Source organism: Streptomyces flavofungini, from assembly GCF_030388665.1.
GTDB classification, from domain to species: Bacteria; Actinomycetota; Actinomycetes; order Streptomycetales; family Streptomycetaceae; genus Streptomyces; species Streptomyces flavofungini_A.
In genome coordinates this window covers 6,586,425-6,605,439 of sequence record NZ_CP128846.1, presented here as the reverse complement: position 1 = coordinate 6,605,439, position 19,015 = coordinate 6,586,425, and the positions used below count along the sequence as shown (strand labels likewise).

Here is a 19,015-nt window from a genome sequence, read left to right as displayed (position 1 = left end):
GGTCTGCTGCCACCCTGGGCTAAATTCTGGCCATGACCGTGGTCGCGCTGCTCGCGCTCGACGGGGTGCCCGCACCCCAGCTCAGCACCCCTGCGCTGCTGTTCGGCGCGGCGTCGCGCACGTTCTACCGGCGCCCACCGTACGAGCTGCGGGTGTGCGCCGTGCGGGACGCGGTCACCACCGCTCCGCCCGGCCCGGTCCGCGTCACGCCGGAGCGGGGCCTGGACGGCCTGGAGGACGCGGGGACGGTACTGGTCACGGGGTACGGCGACTGCCCGGCCCCACCACCCCCCGCCGTGGTCGAAGCCCTGCGCGCCGCCGCCGACCGCGGCACCCGCGTCGCCACCATCGGCACCGGCACCTTCGCCCTCGCCGCGACCGGCCTCCTCGACGGCCGCCGCGCCACCACGGCCTGGTCCCACGCGCCCGAACTGGCCCGCCGCCACCCCCGGATCAAGGTCGACCTCACCGACTGGCCGGTGGCCGACGGCCAGTTCCTCACCTCCGCGGGCGTGCTCGGCGGCAAGGACGTCTGCGTGTGCATCATCGAGGAGGACCACGGCGAGGAGGCGGCGCGGGAGGCGGACCGCCAGCTCTTCCTGATGCTCCCGAACCCGTCGGAGGCACTGCGCGCGGACACCCCCACACAGCCACGAACCGAAACGCACCCCACCCCGCGAACCGAAGCGCACCCCACCCCACGAGCCGAAGAGCCGCCGCCCCCGGACGCCACCACCACCGCCCTCGCCCCCACCACCACCTGGCTGGAGGCCAACCTCCACCGCCCCCTGACACTCGCGGACATCGCGGCCCACGCGCACACCAGCGTCCGCAGCCTGAACCGAAGCTTCCGCGTCCACACGGGCCTCACCCCGCTCCAGTACCTCCTGCGCGCCCGCGTACGCCACGCCCAGTGGCTCCTGGAACACACGGACACCCCCGTGGAACAGATCCCGACCCGCACGGGCCTCGGCACCCCCGCGAACCTCCGCCACCACTTCCAACGCCTCAACGGCACCACGCCCACCGCGTACCGCACGGCGTTCCGCACCCTGGTGGACCTGTTCACCCCGGCCCCCGAGCCGCCCCGCCCCCCGAACTGACCGTCGAGCCGTACGCCTTGGGGCCGTTCCCGCCCGATCACACCGACCGCGCCGCTACGCTCCGGGCCCTCAACACCCGCCCCCGGGGGGACCCATGCGCCGCTCGACCATCTTCATCCCCGCCTCCACCCTCACCATCGCCGCCGGCATCACCGGCCTCATCCTCTGGCTGAACCACTCCTCGTACGAGGACCGCGTCGAGGACTGCGCCCGGGCACTGGAGCAGCAGTACGCGGAGGGCGGCACGGGCCGACCGGGCACGTGCGACGGGGTCAAGGAGGACGACTACACCACGCTGGTCACCGACGCGGCAGCCACACGCGGTGACCAGAAGCGGTCGAGCGGCAAGCAGGCCGGGGACACCGACGAGAGCAAGCTGCCCGACGACGTCACCGGCCCGTAGCGCGCCCCGTGACGCCGAACCGTCCGACGAACCGCAGGACAAGGAGTAGCCGGGGTGCCGGGCCTGATCCCGTTCGACGAGATCGCCTGCCTCTTCACCGACTGCGAGCACACCGCGTGGCGCCTGGATACGCACCGCGGATACGCCAAGTGGGGGCGGTGGAAGGCCGGAGAGGACATCGCGAACGAGGCGCCCGGCGGCCGACCTGAAGAGCCGGCTGCGGGGCATCCGCTCGCAGCAGCGGACTTGACGTCGGCAACTCGCTGCCGACCATCGTGGCGTACAGGAGAGGTACGTCGCCGTATACCGACGCACCTCGACGCTGCGAGGGTACGAAGCCACCGTCGCGCCGGGGATCGTGAAGGACGCTCAGGACCCAAGCAGCCCGGCCGCGCCGGTTTCCGCGCTCCGTCCTCGTTGGGCCGGTCCGCAGGTTCTCGAGGCGCCTTCACCCTGGCCGCATCGATCGATATCTCACTCATCGTGTTTGCCGGTATCGGCTCGATCGTGGAATACGGCAGCCCACTTCCCCTGGCACGTGTGGAACATGCCGAAGAAGAGGAACGGTGTGCAGCGAGCGGTGCCGCGCCTGTCGGGGGCCGGGCAGGGTGCGCTGACATCGGACCCGAACGCCGAAGACCCCCAGCCCTGAGCGGCCGAGGGTCTTCGTTCCGGGTGGGCGCGGACGGTTTCGAACCGCCGACATCTGCCTTGTAAGGGCAGCGCTCTACCCCTGAGCTACGCGCCCGGAATGTTCCGACAGCCTACCTTGCCGGTGGGTCGGGCTCGCAAACCGCTGGCGGGGGTGGGGGCGGAGGGTCCCGGGTCGTGCGGGGGCTGGCCCCACCTTGGATGCGGTAGGCGGCCGGATGGGGTCGGCGGGCGGGGGTTCGTAGCGTCGTCCTGTGCTCGCGGCAAGGGCTGTGGGCGGGTGAGAGCAGGGGAGAGCGTTATGGCCGTCCGCAGTCGTCGTCCGGGGCAGGGGCGGAATCCGGGGCAGGGGCGGAGTCCGCGTGGGATGCGGGTTCTGGTCGCGATGGGGGCGATGAGTGCCGTCGTCGGGCTCGTCGCGGCGTGCGGGGCCGACGCCTCGGACGACACCGATCCGGAGCAGCGGTCGTTCGCGCTGTCGGGGCGGACCCTCACGGTGGATTCCGACGACTCGGCCCTGGAGTTGGTGGTCGCGGGCGACGCGGGGGCCGAGGACGTGCGCGTGACGCGGTGGTTCGACGGGCGGACCGTGCTCGGGAAGAGCCCGAAGGTGACGTGGAAGATGGACGGGGACCGGCTCACGCTGCGCATGAAGTGCAGCGGCGTCATCAGCAACTGCTCCGCCAAGCACCGCGTCGTCGTCCCCCGCGGCACCGCCGTGAACGTCGTCAACAAGGACGGCTCGGTGACGGCCACCGGGTTCCGCGAGCCGCTGAGGGTGCGGACGGCGGACGGGTCCGTGCGCCTGCGCGACGTCAGCGGGCCCCTCGACCTGCGCAGCGTCGACGGGTCCGTGCGTGCCGTCGGCGTCACCTCGAAGCGCGTCAGCGCCACCTCCCAGGACGGCTCCGTGCGGCTCGACCTCTCCTCCGCGCCCGACCGGCTCCGGGCCCGCAGCCAGGACGGGTCCGTGGACATCGCACTGCCTGTGGGGAAGGGCGGCGGGCGCGGTGGAGCCGTGTCGTACGCCGTCGACACCGAGACCGTCGACGGCGGCACCGACATCACCGTCCCCCGCGACGACCGCAGCCCTCATCGCGTGTCCGTGCGGAGCGCCGACGGCAACGTCACAGTGCGCAGCGCGAACTGACCGGCCCGTGTGTTCGTCTCTAACCGGTGGGAGAATGAACCGGGCAGGGCGAACAGCACGGGAGAGGGACAGTGACGGCGACACCTCCGCGGCCGTACACAGGGAACAGATGGACGTCGTTGGCGGTGGACGCCGCGGATGCCGTCGTCTCGCGCTGCGCCGGCGCGGCCGGCGGTGGCCGAACTCGGCAGCGGCCACGCCCGACCCTGCGTGCCGCCGGTGACACGCTCGCCCTGGTCCTGCTACCCCTCCCGCTGCTCGCCGCCACCCTGCCCGCCTCCTTCGCCGGTGGCGGTACGCGGCGCTGGTTCGGCGGGCGCGGCGAGAGCGTGCGGGCCGAGGCGCAGGCCGCGAAGGACGCCGCGGCCGCCGCGTTCTACGAGCTGGACACCGCGCAGCGCGACCTGCGGATCTCCATCGAGACCATCGCGGCCGTGGACTCCTCCCCCGCCGCCCGCAAGGCCGCCGCCGACTTCGAGGCGTTCGGGCGGCGCATCGACGAGGTGAGCCACCAGTACATCACCGCCGTCGACGCCCATGACCTCGACCGCGACGACCTGGAGACGTCGGCCGCCGCGCGTGCCCGCGCCGAGCTGACCCAGGCCAAGGACGCGCTCGGCAACGCCAAGAACGACCTGGACCGGTTCTCGCAGGGCCTCTCGCCGCTGCTCGACAGGGCCGAGACCCAACTCGCGCGCCTGGCCCCGGCCGTGGAGCGCGCCCGGCAGACCCTGCTCGCCGCGAGCAACGCCCTGGACGCGGTCCGGGCCGCCGGCCTGAAGGCCGACGACCTGGCGGGCCGCCTCGCCGCGCTCGCCCCCGAGCTGACCAAGCTGAACCAGGGCGCGGGGCAGCACGGCGTCGCCGACACCCTGCAGCGCGCCGACCGTGTCGTACGGGACGGCGAGGCGGTCCGTGCCGAAGCCGAGCGGCTGCCGGAGCGGGCCCGCGAGATCGACCGGCGTCTGGTGTCGCTGCGGACGCGCGCGCAGGCCCTGACCACCCGCAGCGAGCAGGTGCAGCCGATCCTCAGCGAGCTGCGGCGCCGGTTCACCGCCGCCTGCTGGCAGGACCTCCAGCGGGTGCCGCAGCAGGCCGAGGAGAGCGTGCGGCAGGCCGAGACCAAGCTGAAGGAGGCGCAGCGGGCCCGCGAGGACCAGCGCTGGCCGGACGCCACGGCCCTGCTCTCCACCGTGCGGGCGCTCCTGAACTCCACCGACGAGGCCGTGTCCGCCGCAGGCGACCGGCTGCGCCGTCTGAACGCCGTGTCGAAGGACCCGCAGGCGGAGATCGAACGCACCCGCTTCGCCGTCCGGGACGCCCAGCGCCTCGCCATGGCGGGCCGCCAGAAGCCCGACCCGCGCCACGCCCGTCCCCTGGACGACTCGGTGGCCCGTCTGGACCGCGCCGTCGCCTCCCTGGAGGGCCGCCACCCCGACTACTGGCACTTCCTGACCGAGACGGAAGGGGTGCGCACGACCGTCGCGCGGGTCGTCGCGCAGATCCGGGAGGAGCGGGGGCAGGGCGCCTAGGGCACGGCCGGGTCCAGCAGGGCTGCGGGCGCGCCGACCCGTCCGGTCGGCCCCGGCCCCCGCCCCGCCCCGCCCCCGGCCCCGGCCCCGGCGTGAAACCGCGAATGCGCTGGTCAACCGTCCTCTTGTTGGCGCTCTGCGGCCTCCGGGCGGATCCTGGAAGGACGAAGGACGGGTCTTCCGCGCGCATTCAGGGAGGCGGACATGGCCACGCACGTACTTCACCCCGGCTCTCGGTCCAAGGGCCGCAGGCGGCACGTCACCCTTGACGAGCAGCTGCCCGTCGACCACCGGCTGAGCCGGATCTACCGCTTCGGCGCCGGACTCATGGGCCTGGTCCTGCTCGCGTTCGGCGTCCTCGGCCTGATCGACAAGATCGGGTTCTTCGACACCCGCGGCGACACCGTGGCGGGCCTGAACACCAACGGGGCGCTGAGCGTCCTCTCGATCTGCGTCGGGCTGCTCCTGTTCGCCGGCATGGTGATCGGCGGCAACTTCGCGTCGACGCTGAACATGGTCCTCGGCATCGCCTTCATCCTCAGCGGCTTCGTCAATCTCGCCCTGCTGGAGAGCAGCTTCAACTTCCTCGCGTTCCGCATCCAGAACGTGCTGTTCAGCTTTGTGGTGGGCGTGCTCCTGATGTTCTTCGGGATGTACGGGCGCGTCAGCGCGACCTTGCCGCACGACAACCCGTACTGGAAGGCGCGGCACCCGGACAGAACCTGACCTGGTCGTGGCCCTGGGGCGCCGAGATACGTCCGCGGCGCTGTGCGAGCCTGAGGGCATGGTCGACTTCATGCAGGAGCTGCGGGCGCGGCGGCTCGTCGCCATCGTGCGCGGCACGGACGCGGACGCGTCGTTCCGTACGGTCATGGCGCTGGTCGAGTGCGGTGTGCCGCTGGTCGAGGTGTCGCTGAGCGGCTACGACGCGCTGGGTGTGCTGCGCCGGGCACGGGCCGAGCTGGGGCCGGACGCGTGGCTGGGGGCGGGCACGGTCCTCACGGCGGACGACGCGGCGCGGGCGGCGGAGGCGGGCGCGAACCTCGTGGTGACGCCCGGGCTCGGACCGGGCGTCGACGCCGCCGTCGGCCGGGGGCTTCCCGTGCTCGCGGGGGTGCTCACGCCGACGGACGTGATCGCGGCCGAGGCGGCGGGCGCGAGTGCCCTGAAGATCTTTCCGGCGTCGGCCGTGGGCGGCCCTGCGTATCTGAAGGCGTTGCGCGGGCCGTTCCCCGATCTGCCGTTCGTGCCGGTCGGCGGCGTGGACGCGACCGCCGCGGCCGAGTACCTGGAACGGGGCGCGGTCGCCGTCGGCGTCGGCTCGCCGCTGGTCGGTGACGCGGCGGACGGCGGGGACGTCGGGGCGCTGCGGGCGCGGGCCGCGCGGTTCGTGACGGTGTGCGGGTGAGGGCCGCCGGTGGTGGCGTGAGCGCCCCGGGCGGGGCGGACGTCCTCACGTTCGGCGAGAGCATGGTGGCCCTGCGCGGCGACGGGCCGTTGAAGCTCGGCGGGTCGATGACGGTGTCCGTCGCCGGGGCCGAGTCGAACGTCGCCATCGGCCTGGCCCGGCTCGGGCACACCGTCCGCTGGACGGGGGCCGTCGGCGACGACGAGGCCGGTGAGCTGGTGCTGCGCACGCTGCGGGCCGAGGGCGTGGACATCTCCGGGGCGGCCAGGGACGCCGGCGCGCCGACAGGTCTGCTGCTGTTCGAGCCGCGGTTGCCCGAGGTGACGCGGGTGCACTACTACCGTGCCGGGTCCGCCGGTTCGCGGCTCGGCCCTGACGCCGTGGAGCACGCCTTCGCCGCGGGGCCGCCGCCCCGGGTGCTGCATCTGACGGGGATCACCCCGGCGCTCGGGGCCGGTCCGCGGGCCGCCTGCGAGCGGGCGCTGCGGCTCGCCAAGGAGCACTCCGTGCGGGTCTGCCTCGACGTCAACTTCCGCTCCCGGCTGTGGAGTCACGAAGAGGCCGGGGCGGCCCTTCGGGACTGGGTCCACTACGTCGACGTGCTCGTCGCCTCCGACGACGAACTGCCGCTGTGCCTGCCCGCCGACGGTGCTCCCGGCGAGATCACCGACCGGGCCGGGCTGTTGCTCGGGCTCGGCGTGCGCGAGGTCGTCGTCAAGCTCGGCTCTCGCGGGGCCACCGCGTACACCCCGGACGGGGAACTCCACTGCCCCGCGCGGGCCGTACGGGCCGTGGACGCCGTGGGGGCGGGGGACGCCTTCGTCGCCGGGTATCTGTCCGCGCTGCTCGACGGGGCGGGTGTGGGTGAGCGGCTGGAGCGGGGGGTCACCACGGGGGCGTTCGCCGTGGCCTCTCGGGGGGACTGGGAAGGGGCGCCCACGCGGGGGGAGCTGGGGATGCTGGAGGGCGGAGACGGGACGGTGCTGCGCTAGCCCCGCCCGCCTGTCCACCCGCCCGTCCGGCTCCCGTCCGCCTGCCCGCCCGTCCGGCTACCCGCCCGTCCGGCGTCCGCGCGTCAGCCGCAGCAGCCGCCCCCGCAGCAGCCGCCTCCACCGCCACTGGCCGCCGGGGCCGGGGCCTGTGCCGAGGCCGCGCCTGCCACCGCCACGGTCGAGAGGAGCTTGACCGTGTCCTCGTGGCCGGAGGGGCAGGTGGCCGGGGCGGAGGACTCCGCCATGGGGCGGGTCAGCTCGAAGGTGGTGCCGCAGGGGCGGCAGCGGTACTCGTATCGGGGCATGGGGACAGGGTACGGCGGTGGGGGCGGCCTGCGTGCCTGGGCGGACCAGCTGCCGCCAGGGCTACGCGGGCGTCGGGGGCCTGCCCAGGAAGCGACGGAGGATTTCCTCACCCGCCGCGATCCCCTGTTCCGGCAGCACCGTCAGGCCCGGCGTCGTCCAGCCCGTGTCGGCGAGTTCGCCGTGGGACGGGCGCCAGGAGCGGGCGGCGGCTTCGAGGAGGTCGGCGTCGAGGAGGGAGTCGCCGGCGGCGAGGACCTCGGGGGCGTCCGTGCGGCGGGCGACCTCGCGCACGGCCGCGCTCTTGGTGAGCGGTCGCGGCACGGCGTAGATCTTGCGGCCCTGGAGGGAGACGGTCCAGCCGCGTCCGGCGGCCCACCCCCCGAGCTCCTTGACCCAGCCGGGAGGCAGCAGCGCGCGGTCGACGACGAGGTAGGCGAACAGGTCCTCGGCGACGCGTTCCTTCAGGAGCCAGGACGGGTCGGCGGTGCGCAGAAGATGGGCGCGGACCTCGGCGAGGGGCGCGCACTCGGCGGCCAGGCGGCGGTCGACGGCGGCGCGCCAGGCCGGGTCGGACTCGCCGTCGACGAGGAGGTGCCCGCCGTTGGCGCAGATCGCGAACTCCGGTACGGGACCGGGGAGATGGATGCGGTGGTACTGCTCGCGGGTACGGGTCGTCGTGGGCACGAAGGCGGTGCGCTCGGCCAGCTCCACGAGGAGCGCGGCGGCGGCCTCCGTGACGTACGACAGGGGCTTGCCCTCGTACACCTCGACGCAGAGCAGCCGCGGCGCCTCGGCGTCGGGCATGCGCAGGCCGAGCGCGGCGGCGGAGTAGATGAGGGTGCGGTCGAGGTCGCTCGCGACCAGCGGGCGGGGGCCCGCGGAGCCGAGGGCCGCGCCGGCGGCGGAAGGCGTACGCGGAGTGCTCATGCGCTCGTCACCGCCTTGCCGTCGGCGCCGGTCGCGCCGCGCGTGTACTTGGGGTGGATCAACCCCACGCAGGTGTAGGGGAGTTCGGCGACCTCCTCGACGGGTACGCCGCGCTGCTCGGCGAGCAGCCGGACGTGGTCGAGGTCGGCGCCCGCGCCCTGGCGGGCGAGGATCTTCCACGGGACGCGGCGCAGCAGCACCCGGGTGGTCTCGCCGACGCCGGGCTTGACGAGGTTCACGTCGTGGATGCCGTACTCCTCGCTGATGCGCTCGACGGCGGCCCAGCCCTCCCAGGTGGGCTCGCGGTCCGCGGCCAGGAGCTCCTTGACCTGGACGTCCACGGTGTCGGCCACCTCGTCGAAGCGGGCGGCTACGGCGGCCACGAAGTCACCGGAGACGTCGGCGTCCGCGAGGTCGCGGTAGAACTTCGCGCCGTGGAAGTCGTTCGGACCGACCAGGTCGGCGCGCAGCACCGTGCGCGATATCAGTCCGGACACCGTGGAGTTGAGGCACGCGGACGGGATGAGGAAGTCCTCGCGGGTGCCGTAGGTGCGCACGCAGGAGCCGGGGTCGGCGAGCACCGCCACCGCGGGGTCGAAGCCGTGGGCGCCGCCCGCGGCCTCGAACTCCTCGATCGCGGCGGCGAGTTCACGGGTGATGGCGCCCTTGCCGGTCCAGCCGTCGACGAAGACGACGTCGGCCGGGTCGTGGTGGTCGGCGAGCCAGCGCAGCGCGTTGGCGTCGATGCCGCGGCCGCGCACGATGGACACGGCGTAGTGCGGCAGGTCCAGGCCGCGCCGGAGCTGTGCCCAGCGGCGCATCAGGACGCCGACGGGGGTGCCCGCGCGGGCCAGGGAGACCAGGACGGGGCGGCCGGTGCCGCCGAGGCGGGAGGCGTGCTCGGCGAGGACCGTCTCGGTGACCGTGCCGACGGCCTGCGCGATCCTGGCCGCCGAGGTGTCGAGCGCGGCCCGGAACAGCTCCTGGTAGCGCGGGCTCGGCTGGTACTCGACCGGCAGCGACTCGGCGTAGTGCGCGCCGCCGCTCTGGATGGCCTCCTCACGCTCCTCGGTCGGCGCTTCGAGCGTGACGTCCGACAGGTCCTGAAGGAGCCAGCCGACGTCGTCGGGCGCGTAGGAGGAGAAGGCGGGGCCTCGGAGGGGGTCGGGCAGCACGGAGGAGGGCCTTTCGGTGGTGCGGGGGGTGGTGCGGGCGTCGGTGTCCGCGAGGTCCGGGGCGTACGCGGGGACGTACGAGGGCACGACCGCGAGCAGCACCTGCGCGGTGTGCGCGGACAGCTGGGCAAGGAGGCCGTCGGGCGCGTGCAGCCGGTCCGTGTCCGCGACCGAGTCCACGACCGCGACGATCGCGTCGAAGCCGCCGCCCGCCACGTTGTACGCGTACCGCGCGCCCGGCCCGTCGGCCGGGTCGTCGTGCGCCGGGAAGACGAGGCGGGTGCGGATGGCGTAGCCGGGGTCGTCGACGGCGAGGACGGGCGAGCGGGTGGTCGTGGAGTACCGGACCTCCACGCCCGCGCCCTCCGCACCGGCACCCGCACCGTCCGCACCACCACCCACGCCATCGGCACCGGCACCCCCGCCCAGCCTCCGCTCCAGAGCCACGCCCAGCGCCAGCGGCGCGTACATCAGCTCCTCGAAGCCGAGCACGAGGACCCGGCGGGCCCCCTGCGGCAGCGCGGCCGCGATCCGCCCCGCCATGTCCGGCAGCGCCGCGTCCAGGCGCGCCCGGTGCGCGGCGGTGAAGCCGTGCCTGCCGCCGTCGGGCACCCTGGCGGGCCAGCCCAGGTCGACGCGGGTGACGGGCGCCAGGCCGTCGTCCGGCGCGGGCGCGGGTGCCGGCACCGCCGCCGTCTCGTGCTCGGCGACCAGCGCCTGCCCCTTCGCCAGGACGTCGGCGGGCAGCCGCACCGTGCCGGAGGCGAGCGCGATCAGGTCGACGCGGGCGCCGAGGTCGCGGGCGAAGGCGTCGAGGCGGGCCCGGTCCTCGGGAGCGCGCATGTCGACCAGGGCGACGATGACGTACCGCTCGCGCGGGAAGCTCTCGTGCAGGTCGCGGATGGTGTTCAGGACCGTGTTGCCGGTGGAGAACTCGTCGTCGACCAGGACGAGGGCGCCGTCGCCCGCGAGCAGCCGGGGGTCCTCGGGGAGCAGCAGGTGGGAGGTGGCGTGGGAGTGGGACTCCTCGAAGCCGCCCGCGCGCTCGACGCCGGGCACGGGGCGGCGGGTGGAGTGCAGGTAGGGGGCGTGGGCGAGGCCGTCGGCGACGCTGTGGCCGAGGCCGGTCGCCGTCTCCGCGTAGCCGAGGACGACGGCGCGGGCGGCCTCGTCCGGGCCGAGCAGGTCGCGGACGCGCACACCGAGGTCGTACCCGGAGCGCCAGATCACCGAAGGGTGCTGCGGCACGTGCTTGCCGAGGACGTTCGACACGAGCAGGTGTGCCCGCTTGGGGTTGCGGCGCAGGGCGAGCCCGAGCAGCTCCTTCAGCGGCCCCGGCCCGGCGACCTCCTCCGCACCGGTCCCGACGGGCCCGGCTCCCCCAGCACCCCCCGCTCCCCCGGCACCCCCGGCTTCGACCAGCTCGACCCCGAGCCGCTCGGCGACCCACGTACCCGACCACACCACGTCGTCCGTCTTCCTCACGTCCGTCACGGGGGCACCCCCGTGCTTCCTCACACCGCTCACGAGGGCAACCCCGCGCTGAGCAGTTCCACGAAGCCGACGTCCTCGCGCGCGACGCCGAAGACCTCCGCGCGGCGCAGGGTCCGCTCGGCCCAGGCGCGGTGCGGCTTCACCTCGTTCATCTTGTTCGTGTACGCGGACCGCATGACGCCGCCGCCGTCCCGCTCCGGGCGCAGGATGTCCTGCGCGTCGCTGAACTCCTCGTGGCTGACGACCGACAGGGCGTGCACGGGCAGGACGTGGGAGGGGTGGATGCAGGTCTTGCCGAGCAGTCCGTTGGCCCGGTCCAGCTCGATCTCGCGCAGCAGGCCGTCCAGGTCGTGCTCGAGCAGGGCCTGGCGCAGCTCCTCGGCGCGGACCTGGAGGAAGGGGCTCTGGCGCAACTGCGGCTTGAACATCCGCTCCTGGACGCGGAAGTACTCCCAGACGGGCCCGGTGACGGTGAAGCCCGTGCCGTCGGCCCGGCCGAGGTGGTTGACCACGTCGGCGATGACGGACGCGACGATCTGGACGTCGTACGCCGTCATGTGCGGGGGTCTGCGCAGGGCGTACGCGGAGCAGAAGTCGGTGACGCCGAGGCGCAGCGCGAGCACCCGGTCGCGGTACTTGTCGACGGTGCGGGAGATGCCGGCGATGATCTCGGCGCGGCTCTCCAGATACAGCAGCTGGGGCGATTCGAGGACCGGCATCGCGAACAGGCGGCGCCCGGTGGCGGCCTCGGCGGCCGTGAGGGACTCCAGGAACGGGACGCCGCGCTCCTCGGTGAATTTCGGCAGTACGAATCCGGACAGCAGGCGGATCGCGGGGCCGAGCCTGCGGGCCAGGTCAGGGATCTGCCCGGGGGTGCGGACCCGGATGAACAGGAGCGGCGGCTCGGCGTCCGGGCGCTCGGCGAGGTCCACGAAGTGCCGGATCAGGTTCTCCTCGGCGGCCACGACGTCCGCGTCGCCGATGGAGTCCTCCAGGCAGATGACCATCGAGATCACGCCACGGCTTGATTGCTTGAGGATGTCGTCCGCGAGCCGCGGCCGGGTGGCCGGGCTGTACAGCGTGGCACCGAGAGCCACCGCGAGCAGCTGCGGCGGGGAGTCCGCGGTGAAGGCACACGGCTCCCGGTGAAAGAGGCGCTCTCGCACCTCTGGGGCTATGTGCCCGAAATGACGCATGGGGTTCCCCTGGGATTCTCCTGATATCGCCCGTATCGCCGACGCGACCCGACGTATCGTCGACGCGATCCGAAGTGATGCGGCCGGTAATAGTACGTAGGGGCGGGTGTCGGAGGTTCCCTCCGGGCATGAAATTCAGGTAACCCGGCCATGTCGCACACGAGTGCCCCACACCGGCACAGGCAGGTGTCATAGGCCACAAGACGGGCAGGACACGGGCAGGGCGGTGCCGGTGTGGGGCATGTGTCCGAAAGCGTACGCCCGGTCGCGGGGCCGGGCTGCCGGGCGGGCGCAGCCCGGGGCCCCGCGTTGTCCGGCTCCGGACCAGGAAGGCAGGATGACCGCATGACGCACGCGATGTCGAAGGGGTCGAACATCCCGCTCGAAGCCACCGCCGTCCGCGCCGTGCTGCGCTGGACGCCGCGCCAGGGCGCCCCCGACGTCGACGCGTCGGCGCTGCTCCTCGGTCCCGGGGGGCGGGTGCGTTCCGACGAGGACTTCGTCTTCTACAACCAGCCGCGCCACCCCTCCGGCAAGGTCTGGCGCCTGGGCAAGAAGCGGGTCGCCGAGGGCCTGACGGACACCGTCCAGACCGATCTCGCGGGCCTGGACCCGGCGGTGGGCCAGGTGCTGCTCGTCGCGTCCGCCGACGACGTGCCCTTCGAGCACGTCCACGCCCTGCGGATCCTGCTGTACGACGCCGCCCCGGCCGCGGCCGACGCCGAGCCGCTCGCCTACTTCGACATCACCCCGGAGACGGGCGCCGAGACCGCGCTGATCTGCGGGGAGCTGTACCGCCGCGGTGAGGGCTGGAAGTTCCGCGCCCTCGGCGAGGGCTACTCCAACGGCCTGGTGGGCCTCGCCACCGACTTCGGCATCTCCGTGGACGAGTCGGAGGCCGTGCCCGAGCCGACGCCCGACGCCTCCCTGCCGCAGACACAGCGCCTGGGGACGACGGGCCCCGCCCCGGTGCCCCCGGCGCACTCCCTGCCGCCCGCCGAGCCCGCGGTCCCGTACCCGGCCGCCGCACCGCCCGCGCCCCCTGCCCCCCAGCCGGCGTACGGCTACCCGCCCCAGCCGCCGCGCTACCCCGCGCCCCAGCCCTCCTACGGCTACCCGCAGCCCGCGCCCACCCAGCCCCCCGTGCCGGCCTACGGCTACCCGCATCCGGTCGTGCCCGCGCCGGTGCCCGACCCGAACTTCCGGCTGCCGCCGCAGGGGCCGCAGTTCCTGCCGCGCTGAGCGGGGCGGCGCCCGCCCCGCTCGATCGGTCCCGCGGGGCGGCTCAGGTGCCGCCCACCTTGGTCTTGTAGCCGCGGCCCCACTGCAGCCCCCAGCCGTACAGCCGGTCGAGCTCGGCCTGGAAGCCGTACACGTACCGCACCTCGCGGCGCACGATCAGCTCGTCCTTGATGTTCTCGATCGTGAGGACCGCGCAGGAGCGGGCCTGCGGGGCGCGCTCCTCCAGGTCGATCTCCACGCGCGGGCCGTTGCTGGGGTAGAGCGTCACCTTGGCGTGGGTGCGGTCGAAGGCGGGCGTCTGGTCGTAGATGTAGACGAAGACGAGCAGGCGCTTGATCGACTCGCGGTGGTCGAGGTTGACGTAGAGCGTCTCGCCGGAGCCGGAGCCGAACCGGTCGTCGCCGCTGCCCTTCACGTACGGCGGGGAGTTGAGGCTCCCGAAGAAGTTGCCGAGGGGCTGCACCACCCCCTTGCTGCCGTCGGCCAGCTCGTACAGACAGCCCAGGTCGAGGTCCACGTTGACCATGCTCTGGGTGTGCGCCTGCACCGGCTCCGGCTGGAACATCTTCAGCGGGTGCCGCAGCAGGCTGCCGCCCCCGCGCTTCTTGCCGACGAGGTCGGACGTGCGCATCTGCCACGTCAGGGTGACGCGCAGATTGCCCGTGGCGGCGCCCTGTTTGGTCAGGGAGACCGTCGGATGCCGTTTGGTCAGTTCGATGGAGTTGGTCGCGGCGCTGCCCGATGCGAAGTCCATCGAACGCCCCGGCCGCAGACCGTCCCAGAAGGACATGCCACCCCCACAAGTAAGGCCCCGCGCTGCTTGTCGTACGTCTCGGGGCGGCCCCCGGGCCATGCCTCAACCACCGCCCCGCACAAGAGCGTTCCTCGCGGAAGCGGGCTCCACACGTCCGGATCCCGAAGTCGGCTCACCGTACGTCACCCCGGGTACGCCGATGGCGGCGCCCCCGGGTCGGGGACGCCGCCATCGCGGTGTTCGGGGCGGCAGGACCGCTACACGCCGGAGGGGACCTCTGCCTTCTCGTCCGAGCCGGAGCCCTCCTCGGCCGCGAGCCGCTTGTTGCGGCGCACGGACGACCAGAAGGAGGCTCCGATCAGGAGCACGCCGATCGAGCCGGTGATGAGCTCGTGGATCTCGTACTGGATCGTGATCAGCAGGACCGCGGCGAGGGCGCCGATGGCGTAGTGCGCGCCGTGCTCCAGGTAGACGTAGTCGTCGAGGGTGCCCTGGCGGACCAGGTAGACCGTGAGCGACCGGACGTACATCGCGCCGATGCCGAGGCCGAGCGCCATCAGGACGATGTCGTTGGTGACCGCGAAGGCGCCGATGACGCCGTCGAAGGAGAACGACGCGTCCAGGACCTCCAGGTAGAGGAACATGAAGAACGCGGCCTTGCCGGAGAGCCGGATCACGGAGACCTGCTTGCCCTTGGCCCTGGCCTCCTCCTCGGCCTCGTGCTCGCGCTCCTCCTCTTCCTCCAGCTTGTTCTCGAAGTAGCTGGAGAGTCCGCCCACGATGAGATAGGTGATGAGACCCGCTACGCCGGAGATCAGGACGGTCTCCGCCTTGTCGGCGTGGGTGCCCCCGTGCTGGTGCGCGTGCTTGGCGAAGGTCATCGACGAGACGAGCAGGACGATGAGCCCGATGCACACCGACAGCATGTCGACCTTGCCGAGCTTGGCCAGCGGGCGCTCGAGCCAGCCGAGCCACTTGATGTCCCGGTCCTCGAAGACGAAGTCGAGGAAGATCATCAGCAGGAACATGCCACCGAACGCCGCGATCGACGGGTGCGCGTCGGTGACCAGCTGCTGGTACTGGTCCTTGTCGTTGAGCGCGAGCTTGACCGCTTCGATCGGGCCCATGCTCGCGCTGACGGCGACGATCACGACCGGGAAGACGAGGCGCATGCCGAAGACGGCGATGAGGATGCCGATGGTGAGGAAGATCTTCTGCCAGAAGGCATTCATCTTCTTCAGGATTCCGGCGTTGACCACCGCGTTGTCGAAGGACAGCGAGATCTCGAGGATGGACAGGATCGCCACGATCCCGAACGCCGTCCACCCCCCAAAGAGCACCGCTGCGACCAGGCCGAGCGCAGTAACTGCGAACGACCAGCCGAAGGTTTTCAGAACCACTGGCTACCCAATCGTGTGTGTACGGGTCTCCCCCGCGCCGTCCCCGGCTCGGGCTTCGCGAAGCCGTCACCAGGGGGTGCCCCCGGGCCCCTCAGTCGGCTGCCGGGTGGACCGTCAGCCGTTTGGGGATCCCGGGGAGAGTCCTTTAGGAAACATTGACTCCGAAGTCTAGAGCGATGCCCCGCAGGCCGGACGCGTACCCCTGCCCGACAGCGCGGAACTTCCACTCGCCGCCGTACCGATACACCTCTCCGAAGATCATCGCGGTCTCCGTGGAGGCGTCTTCACTCAGGTCGTAGCGGGCGAGCTCCTGGCCGTCCGCCTGGTTCACCACGCGGATGAACGCGTTGCTGACCTGGCCGAATGTCTGGCCCCGGTTGTCCGCGTCATGAATGGAGACCGGGAAGACGATCTTGTCGCAGTGGGCCGGGACCTTGGTGAGATCGAGGATCAGCGACTCGTCGTCGCCGTCGCCCTCGCCGGTGAGGTTGTCCCCGGTGTGCTCGACGGAGCCGTCGGGGCTCGTCAGGTTGTTGTAGAACACGAACCACTCGTCGCCGAGGACCCGGCCCGACTGGCACAGCAGTGCGCTGGCGTCCAGGTCGAACGGGGCTCCGGTGGTGGAGCGAGCGTCCCAGCCGAGGCCGACCATCACCTTCGTGAGATCGGGTGCGGCCTTGGACAGAGAGACATTGCCTCCCTTGGCGAGCGTGACGCCCATGATGCTGGTCCTCCCCGAGGTGCTGCGTGTGGCTGCCGCCGTGCCCGGGCGCGCGGGCCCGGGCACGGCGGCCTTGCGATGCCGAGCACGTCCGGCGCCGCACCTGTCGTGTGCGGCGCCGGACTGCTCGGCTGGATACTGCTCGGCTCAGACGTTGACGCCGAAGTCCTGCGCGATGCCGCGCAGGCCCGAGGCGTAGCCCTGGCCGACGGCGCGGAACTTCCACTCCGCGCCGTGGCGGTACAGCTCGCCGAAGACCATGGCCGTCTCCGTGGAGGCGTCCTCGGAGAGGTCGTAGCGGGCGAGCTCCACCTCGCCGGCCTGGTTCACCACGCGGATGAAGGCGTTGCGGACCTGGCCGAAGGACTGCTGGCGGTTCTCGGCGTCGTAGATCGAGACCGGGAAGACGATCTTCTCGATGTCCGCGGGGACGGCGGCGAGGTTGACCTTGATCTGCTCGTCGTCGCCCTCGCCCTCACCGGTGATGTTGTCGCCGGTGTGCTCCACGGAGCCGTCGGGGCTCTTCAGGTTGTTGAAGAACACGAAGTTGGCGTCACTGCTGACCTTGCCCTCCGCGTTCGTCAGGATGGCGCTGGCGTCCAGGTCGAAGTCCTGACCGGTGGTGGTGCGGACGTCCCAGCCGAGGCCGACCGTGACGGCGGTCAGGCCGGGCGCCTCCTTGCTCAGAGATACGTTGCCGCCCTTGCTGAGGCTGACTCCCACGAGTCCTCCCAAATAGTGTCCAGGGGCGGGGAGCCCCAGTCGTGCTTGCCATCGGATCAACGTGTGGATCCTAGTGACCGGTTCCCGGTGGCCACAGGCTTCCACACGGGTGTTCTCAGAGGTTCTGAAGCGCCTTCACGTACTCGTTCAGGTCCCGCGCGTCGGGCAGGCCGTTGACCACGGTCCAGCGCACGACGCCGTCCTTGTCGATGATGAAGGTGCCGCGCACCGCGCAGCCCTTGTCCTCGTCGAAGACGCCGTACGCCCGCGAGGTCTCGCCGTGCGGCCAGAAGTCCGACAGGAGCGGGTACTCCAGGCCCTCCTGCTCGGCGAAGACGCGCAGGGTGTGGATGGAGTCGTTGGACACGGCGAGCAGCTGGGTGTCGTCGTTGACGAACTTCGGCAGCTCGTCGCGCAGGGCGCAGAGCTCGCCCGTGCACACCCCGGTGAACGCGAACGGGTAGAAGAGCAGCACCACGTTCTTCTGTCCCCGGAAGTCCGCGAGGCGCACCGTGCGCCCGTGGTTGTCCTTGAGCTCGAATTCCGGAGCCTTGACGCCGACCTCGATCGCCACGAGGAGCCACTTCCCTTCGCCTGGGCCATTGGGGTGCCCCCCAGCGTACGGGTGGCCGTCGCGCCCTCGCGGGGCGCCCCAGGCCCACCCCTTCCCCGAAACCGGGGGCCGCGCCCCCTGGCCCCGTCGATCGCCGCTCCGCGGCTCGTCCTCACGCGCCGGACGGGCTGGGAGATCGCCGGGGCGGGCTGGGAGCGTGCGGGTGGCTTTCAGCCCCTCCGGCGTTCGAGGAGCGGGGTCCGGGGCGGGGCCCCAGGAAGGGCGGTGGGTGGAAGAGAGCCCTTCCGGCGCGTGAGGACGAGCGCGCAGCGCGATCCGGGGCGCGCGACGGAACGCGTGAGGCCCCCGACGGACGAACCGTCGGGGGCCTCACGGGGGCTGCGGAGGGCCTAGGGCCAGCTAACGCTTCTTGGCCGCTCCCTTGGGCGTGATCAGCCTCGAGCCGTTCCAGTCCTTGCCCGCGTTGATGCTCTTGGTCTGGGACAGACCGGCCGTGGTTGCGGCCTCACCGATCTCGCTGGGCTCGACGTACCCGTCGCGCCCTGTCTTCGGTGTGAGGAGGAGGATGGAACCGCCTTCCTCCATGTACGCGATGGCATCGACCAGCGCATCGGTCAGGTCCCCGTCGTCCTCTCGGAACCAGAGCACCACGGCGTCAGCCACGTCGTCGTAATCCTCATCGACGAGTTCTGTACCGGTGGCCTGCTCGATGGCCTCGCGGAGCTCCTGATCGGCGTCGTCGTCGTAGCCGATCTCCTGGACCACCATGTCGGGCTGGAACCCCAGCCTTACGGCGAGGTTCGTCTCCGCGTGGTCCGCGGTCGCGCTCACGGATTGCCTCCTGATCTTGTTCTTGGGAATGCCTTCGGCCCCGCGCGTGCGAGGGGCATTGGCCGTAGTCCACACGGGCGGAACGGATCGCGCAAGTACCCAGCCGTCAAGACCGCCGAAACGGTGACGTTCCCGACCGTGTCACCGCAACTGTGGCCGCATCCGCAAGGGGCCGGACGGCTCCTCGGAGCCGTTGGGCGGGATGGGCGTATCGTTGCGATTTGGCCGAGCCTACCCCAGGGACGGCGGCCGTCGTCCCGGTTACCTGGAGGTAGAGATGACGTAGACCGCGCCGGGGTAGACGATGGTGAGCGTCGTACACACGACCCCGAAGAGTCCACAGGAGAGCCCGGCCGGGGACCGAGCAGAGCCCCGCCAGGGCCGGAGCAGAGATCAAGCCCGAGCACGAACCGAAACGCGCGCACCGCGCGAC

The 19,015-nt window shown here is 72.3% G+C and carries 18 protein-coding genes and 1 tRNA gene; 8 read left to right on the top strand and 11 right to left on the bottom strand.

The genetic code is table 11. The features are described 5' to 3' along the window. Positions 1 to 32 precede the first annotated feature (32 nt). Positions 33 to 1,103 carry a GlxA family transcriptional regulator gene (locus QUY26_RS28185; protein WP_289951433.1) on the top strand — a complete coding sequence of 357 codons (1,071 nt, stop codon included), beginning with the start codon at positions 33 to 35 and terminating at the stop codon, positions 1,101 to 1,103. 94 nt (positions 1,104 to 1,197) lie between these two features. Beyond that, positions 1,198 to 1,506, top strand: a complete 309-nt coding sequence (locus QUY26_RS28180; protein WP_289951431.1) for a hypothetical protein — start codon at positions 1,198 to 1,200, stop codon at positions 1,504 to 1,506. 676 nt (positions 1,507 to 2,182) lie between these two features. Here QUY26_RS28180 and QUY26_RS28175 read toward each other — a convergent pair. After that, positions 2,183 to 2,254: transfer RNA gene (locus QUY26_RS28175), tRNA-Val, on the bottom strand. A 270-nt stretch (positions 2,255 to 2,524) separates the two neighbouring features. Here QUY26_RS28175 and QUY26_RS28170 point away from each other — a divergent pair. The 5 genes from QUY26_RS28170 (at position 2,525) to QUY26_RS28150 (ending at position 7,239) form a co-directional block, all read left to right on the top strand. Beyond that, entirely contained in the window at positions 2,525 to 3,307 is a 783-nt protein-coding gene (locus QUY26_RS28170) for a DUF4097 family beta strand repeat-containing protein (protein WP_289951429.1), read from the top strand. Between the two features lie 71 nt (positions 3,308 to 3,378). Then, positions 3,379 to 4,839: a hypothetical protein gene (locus QUY26_RS28165; protein WP_436840420.1), complete on the top strand. Its 1,461-nt coding sequence runs from the start codon at positions 3,379 to 3,381 to the stop codon at positions 4,837 to 4,839. A gap of 204 nt (positions 4,840 to 5,043) precedes the next feature. Continuing rightward, positions 5,044 to 5,565 (top strand): DUF4383 domain-containing protein, encoded by a 522-nt coding sequence (locus tag QUY26_RS28160; RefSeq protein ID WP_289951427.1) that lies wholly within the window; start codon positions 5,044 to 5,046, stop codon positions 5,563 to 5,565. 58 nt (positions 5,566 to 5,623) lie between these two features. Next, a complete protein-coding gene (locus QUY26_RS28155) occupies positions 5,624 to 6,247 on the top strand; it encodes a bifunctional 4-hydroxy-2-oxoglutarate aldolase/2-dehydro-3-deoxy-phosphogluconate aldolase (RefSeq protein ID WP_289951424.1) in 624 nt (207 codons plus the stop codon). A gap of 17 nt (positions 6,248 to 6,264) precedes the next feature. Next, complete coding sequence (locus tag QUY26_RS28150; protein WP_289951422.1) at positions 6,265 to 7,239, top strand: sugar kinase; 975 nt, start codon at positions 6,265 to 6,267, stop codon at positions 7,237 to 7,239. 83 nt (positions 7,240 to 7,322) lie between these two features. Here the strand turns inward: QUY26_RS28150 and QUY26_RS28145 are convergent, their stop codons facing one another. The 4 genes from QUY26_RS28145 to QUY26_RS28130 form a co-directional block, all read right to left on the bottom strand. Next, positions 7,323 to 7,544, bottom strand: coding sequence for an FmdB family zinc ribbon protein (locus QUY26_RS28145; protein ID WP_289951420.1), 222 nt, complete (start codon positions 7,542 to 7,544; stop codon positions 7,323 to 7,325). Positions 7,545 to 7,605: 61 nt separating this feature from the next. After that, positions 7,606 to 8,349 (bottom strand): HAD family hydrolase, encoded by a 744-nt coding sequence (locus QUY26_RS28140; protein ID WP_289956116.1) that lies wholly within the window; start codon positions 8,347 to 8,349, stop codon positions 7,606 to 7,608. 119 nt (positions 8,350 to 8,468) lie between these two features. Beyond that, positions 8,469 to 11,141: a phosphoribosyltransferase gene (locus tag QUY26_RS28135; protein WP_289951419.1), complete on the bottom strand. Its 2,673-nt coding sequence runs from the start codon at positions 11,139 to 11,141 to the stop codon at positions 8,469 to 8,471. A gap of 29 nt (positions 11,142 to 11,170) precedes the next feature. Next, entirely contained in the window at positions 11,171 to 12,337 is a 1,167-nt protein-coding gene (locus QUY26_RS28130; protein WP_289951418.1) for an HpcH/HpaI aldolase/citrate lyase family protein, read from the bottom strand. A gap of 345 nt (positions 12,338 to 12,682) precedes the next feature. On the opposite strand from QUY26_RS28130, the gene QUY26_RS28125 reads away from it, so the two are divergent. Then, positions 12,683 to 13,579 carry a TerD family protein gene (locus QUY26_RS28125; protein WP_289951417.1) on the top strand — a complete coding sequence of 299 codons (897 nt, stop codon included), beginning with the start codon at positions 12,683 to 12,685 and terminating at the stop codon, positions 13,577 to 13,579. A gap of 43 nt (positions 13,580 to 13,622) precedes the next feature. Here the strand turns inward: QUY26_RS28125 and QUY26_RS28120 are convergent, their stop codons facing one another. The 6 genes from QUY26_RS28120 to QUY26_RS28095 form a co-directional block, all read right to left on the bottom strand. Then, positions 13,623 to 14,369: a TerD family protein gene (locus QUY26_RS28120; protein WP_289951415.1), complete on the bottom strand. Its 747-nt coding sequence runs from the start codon at positions 14,367 to 14,369 to the stop codon at positions 13,623 to 13,625. Between the two features lie 221 nt (positions 14,370 to 14,590). Next, complete coding sequence (locus QUY26_RS28115) at positions 14,591 to 15,733, bottom strand: DUF475 domain-containing protein (protein ID WP_289951413.1); 1,143 nt, start codon at positions 15,731 to 15,733, stop codon at positions 14,591 to 14,593. 145 nt (positions 15,734 to 15,878) lie between these two features. Continuing rightward, positions 15,879 to 16,454, bottom strand: coding sequence for a TerD family protein (locus QUY26_RS28110; RefSeq protein ID WP_030358526.1), 576 nt, complete (start codon positions 16,452 to 16,454; stop codon positions 15,879 to 15,881). A 147-nt stretch (positions 16,455 to 16,601) separates the two neighbouring features. After that, positions 16,602 to 17,177, bottom strand: a complete 576-nt coding sequence (locus tag QUY26_RS28105; RefSeq protein ID WP_289951411.1) for a TerD family protein — start codon at positions 17,175 to 17,177, stop codon at positions 16,602 to 16,604. A gap of 115 nt (positions 17,178 to 17,292) precedes the next feature. Continuing rightward, on the bottom strand, positions 17,293 to 17,751 hold the full coding sequence (locus QUY26_RS28100; protein WP_030358528.1) for a peroxiredoxin: 459 nt from the start codon (positions 17,749 to 17,751) through the stop codon (positions 17,293 to 17,295). Between the two features lie 399 nt (positions 17,752 to 18,150). Continuing rightward, complete coding sequence (locus QUY26_RS28095; RefSeq protein ID WP_289951406.1) at positions 18,151 to 18,582, bottom strand: DUF3052 domain-containing protein; 432 nt, start codon at positions 18,580 to 18,582, stop codon at positions 18,151 to 18,153. Between the last annotated feature and the right edge of the window lie 433 nt (positions 18,583 to 19,015).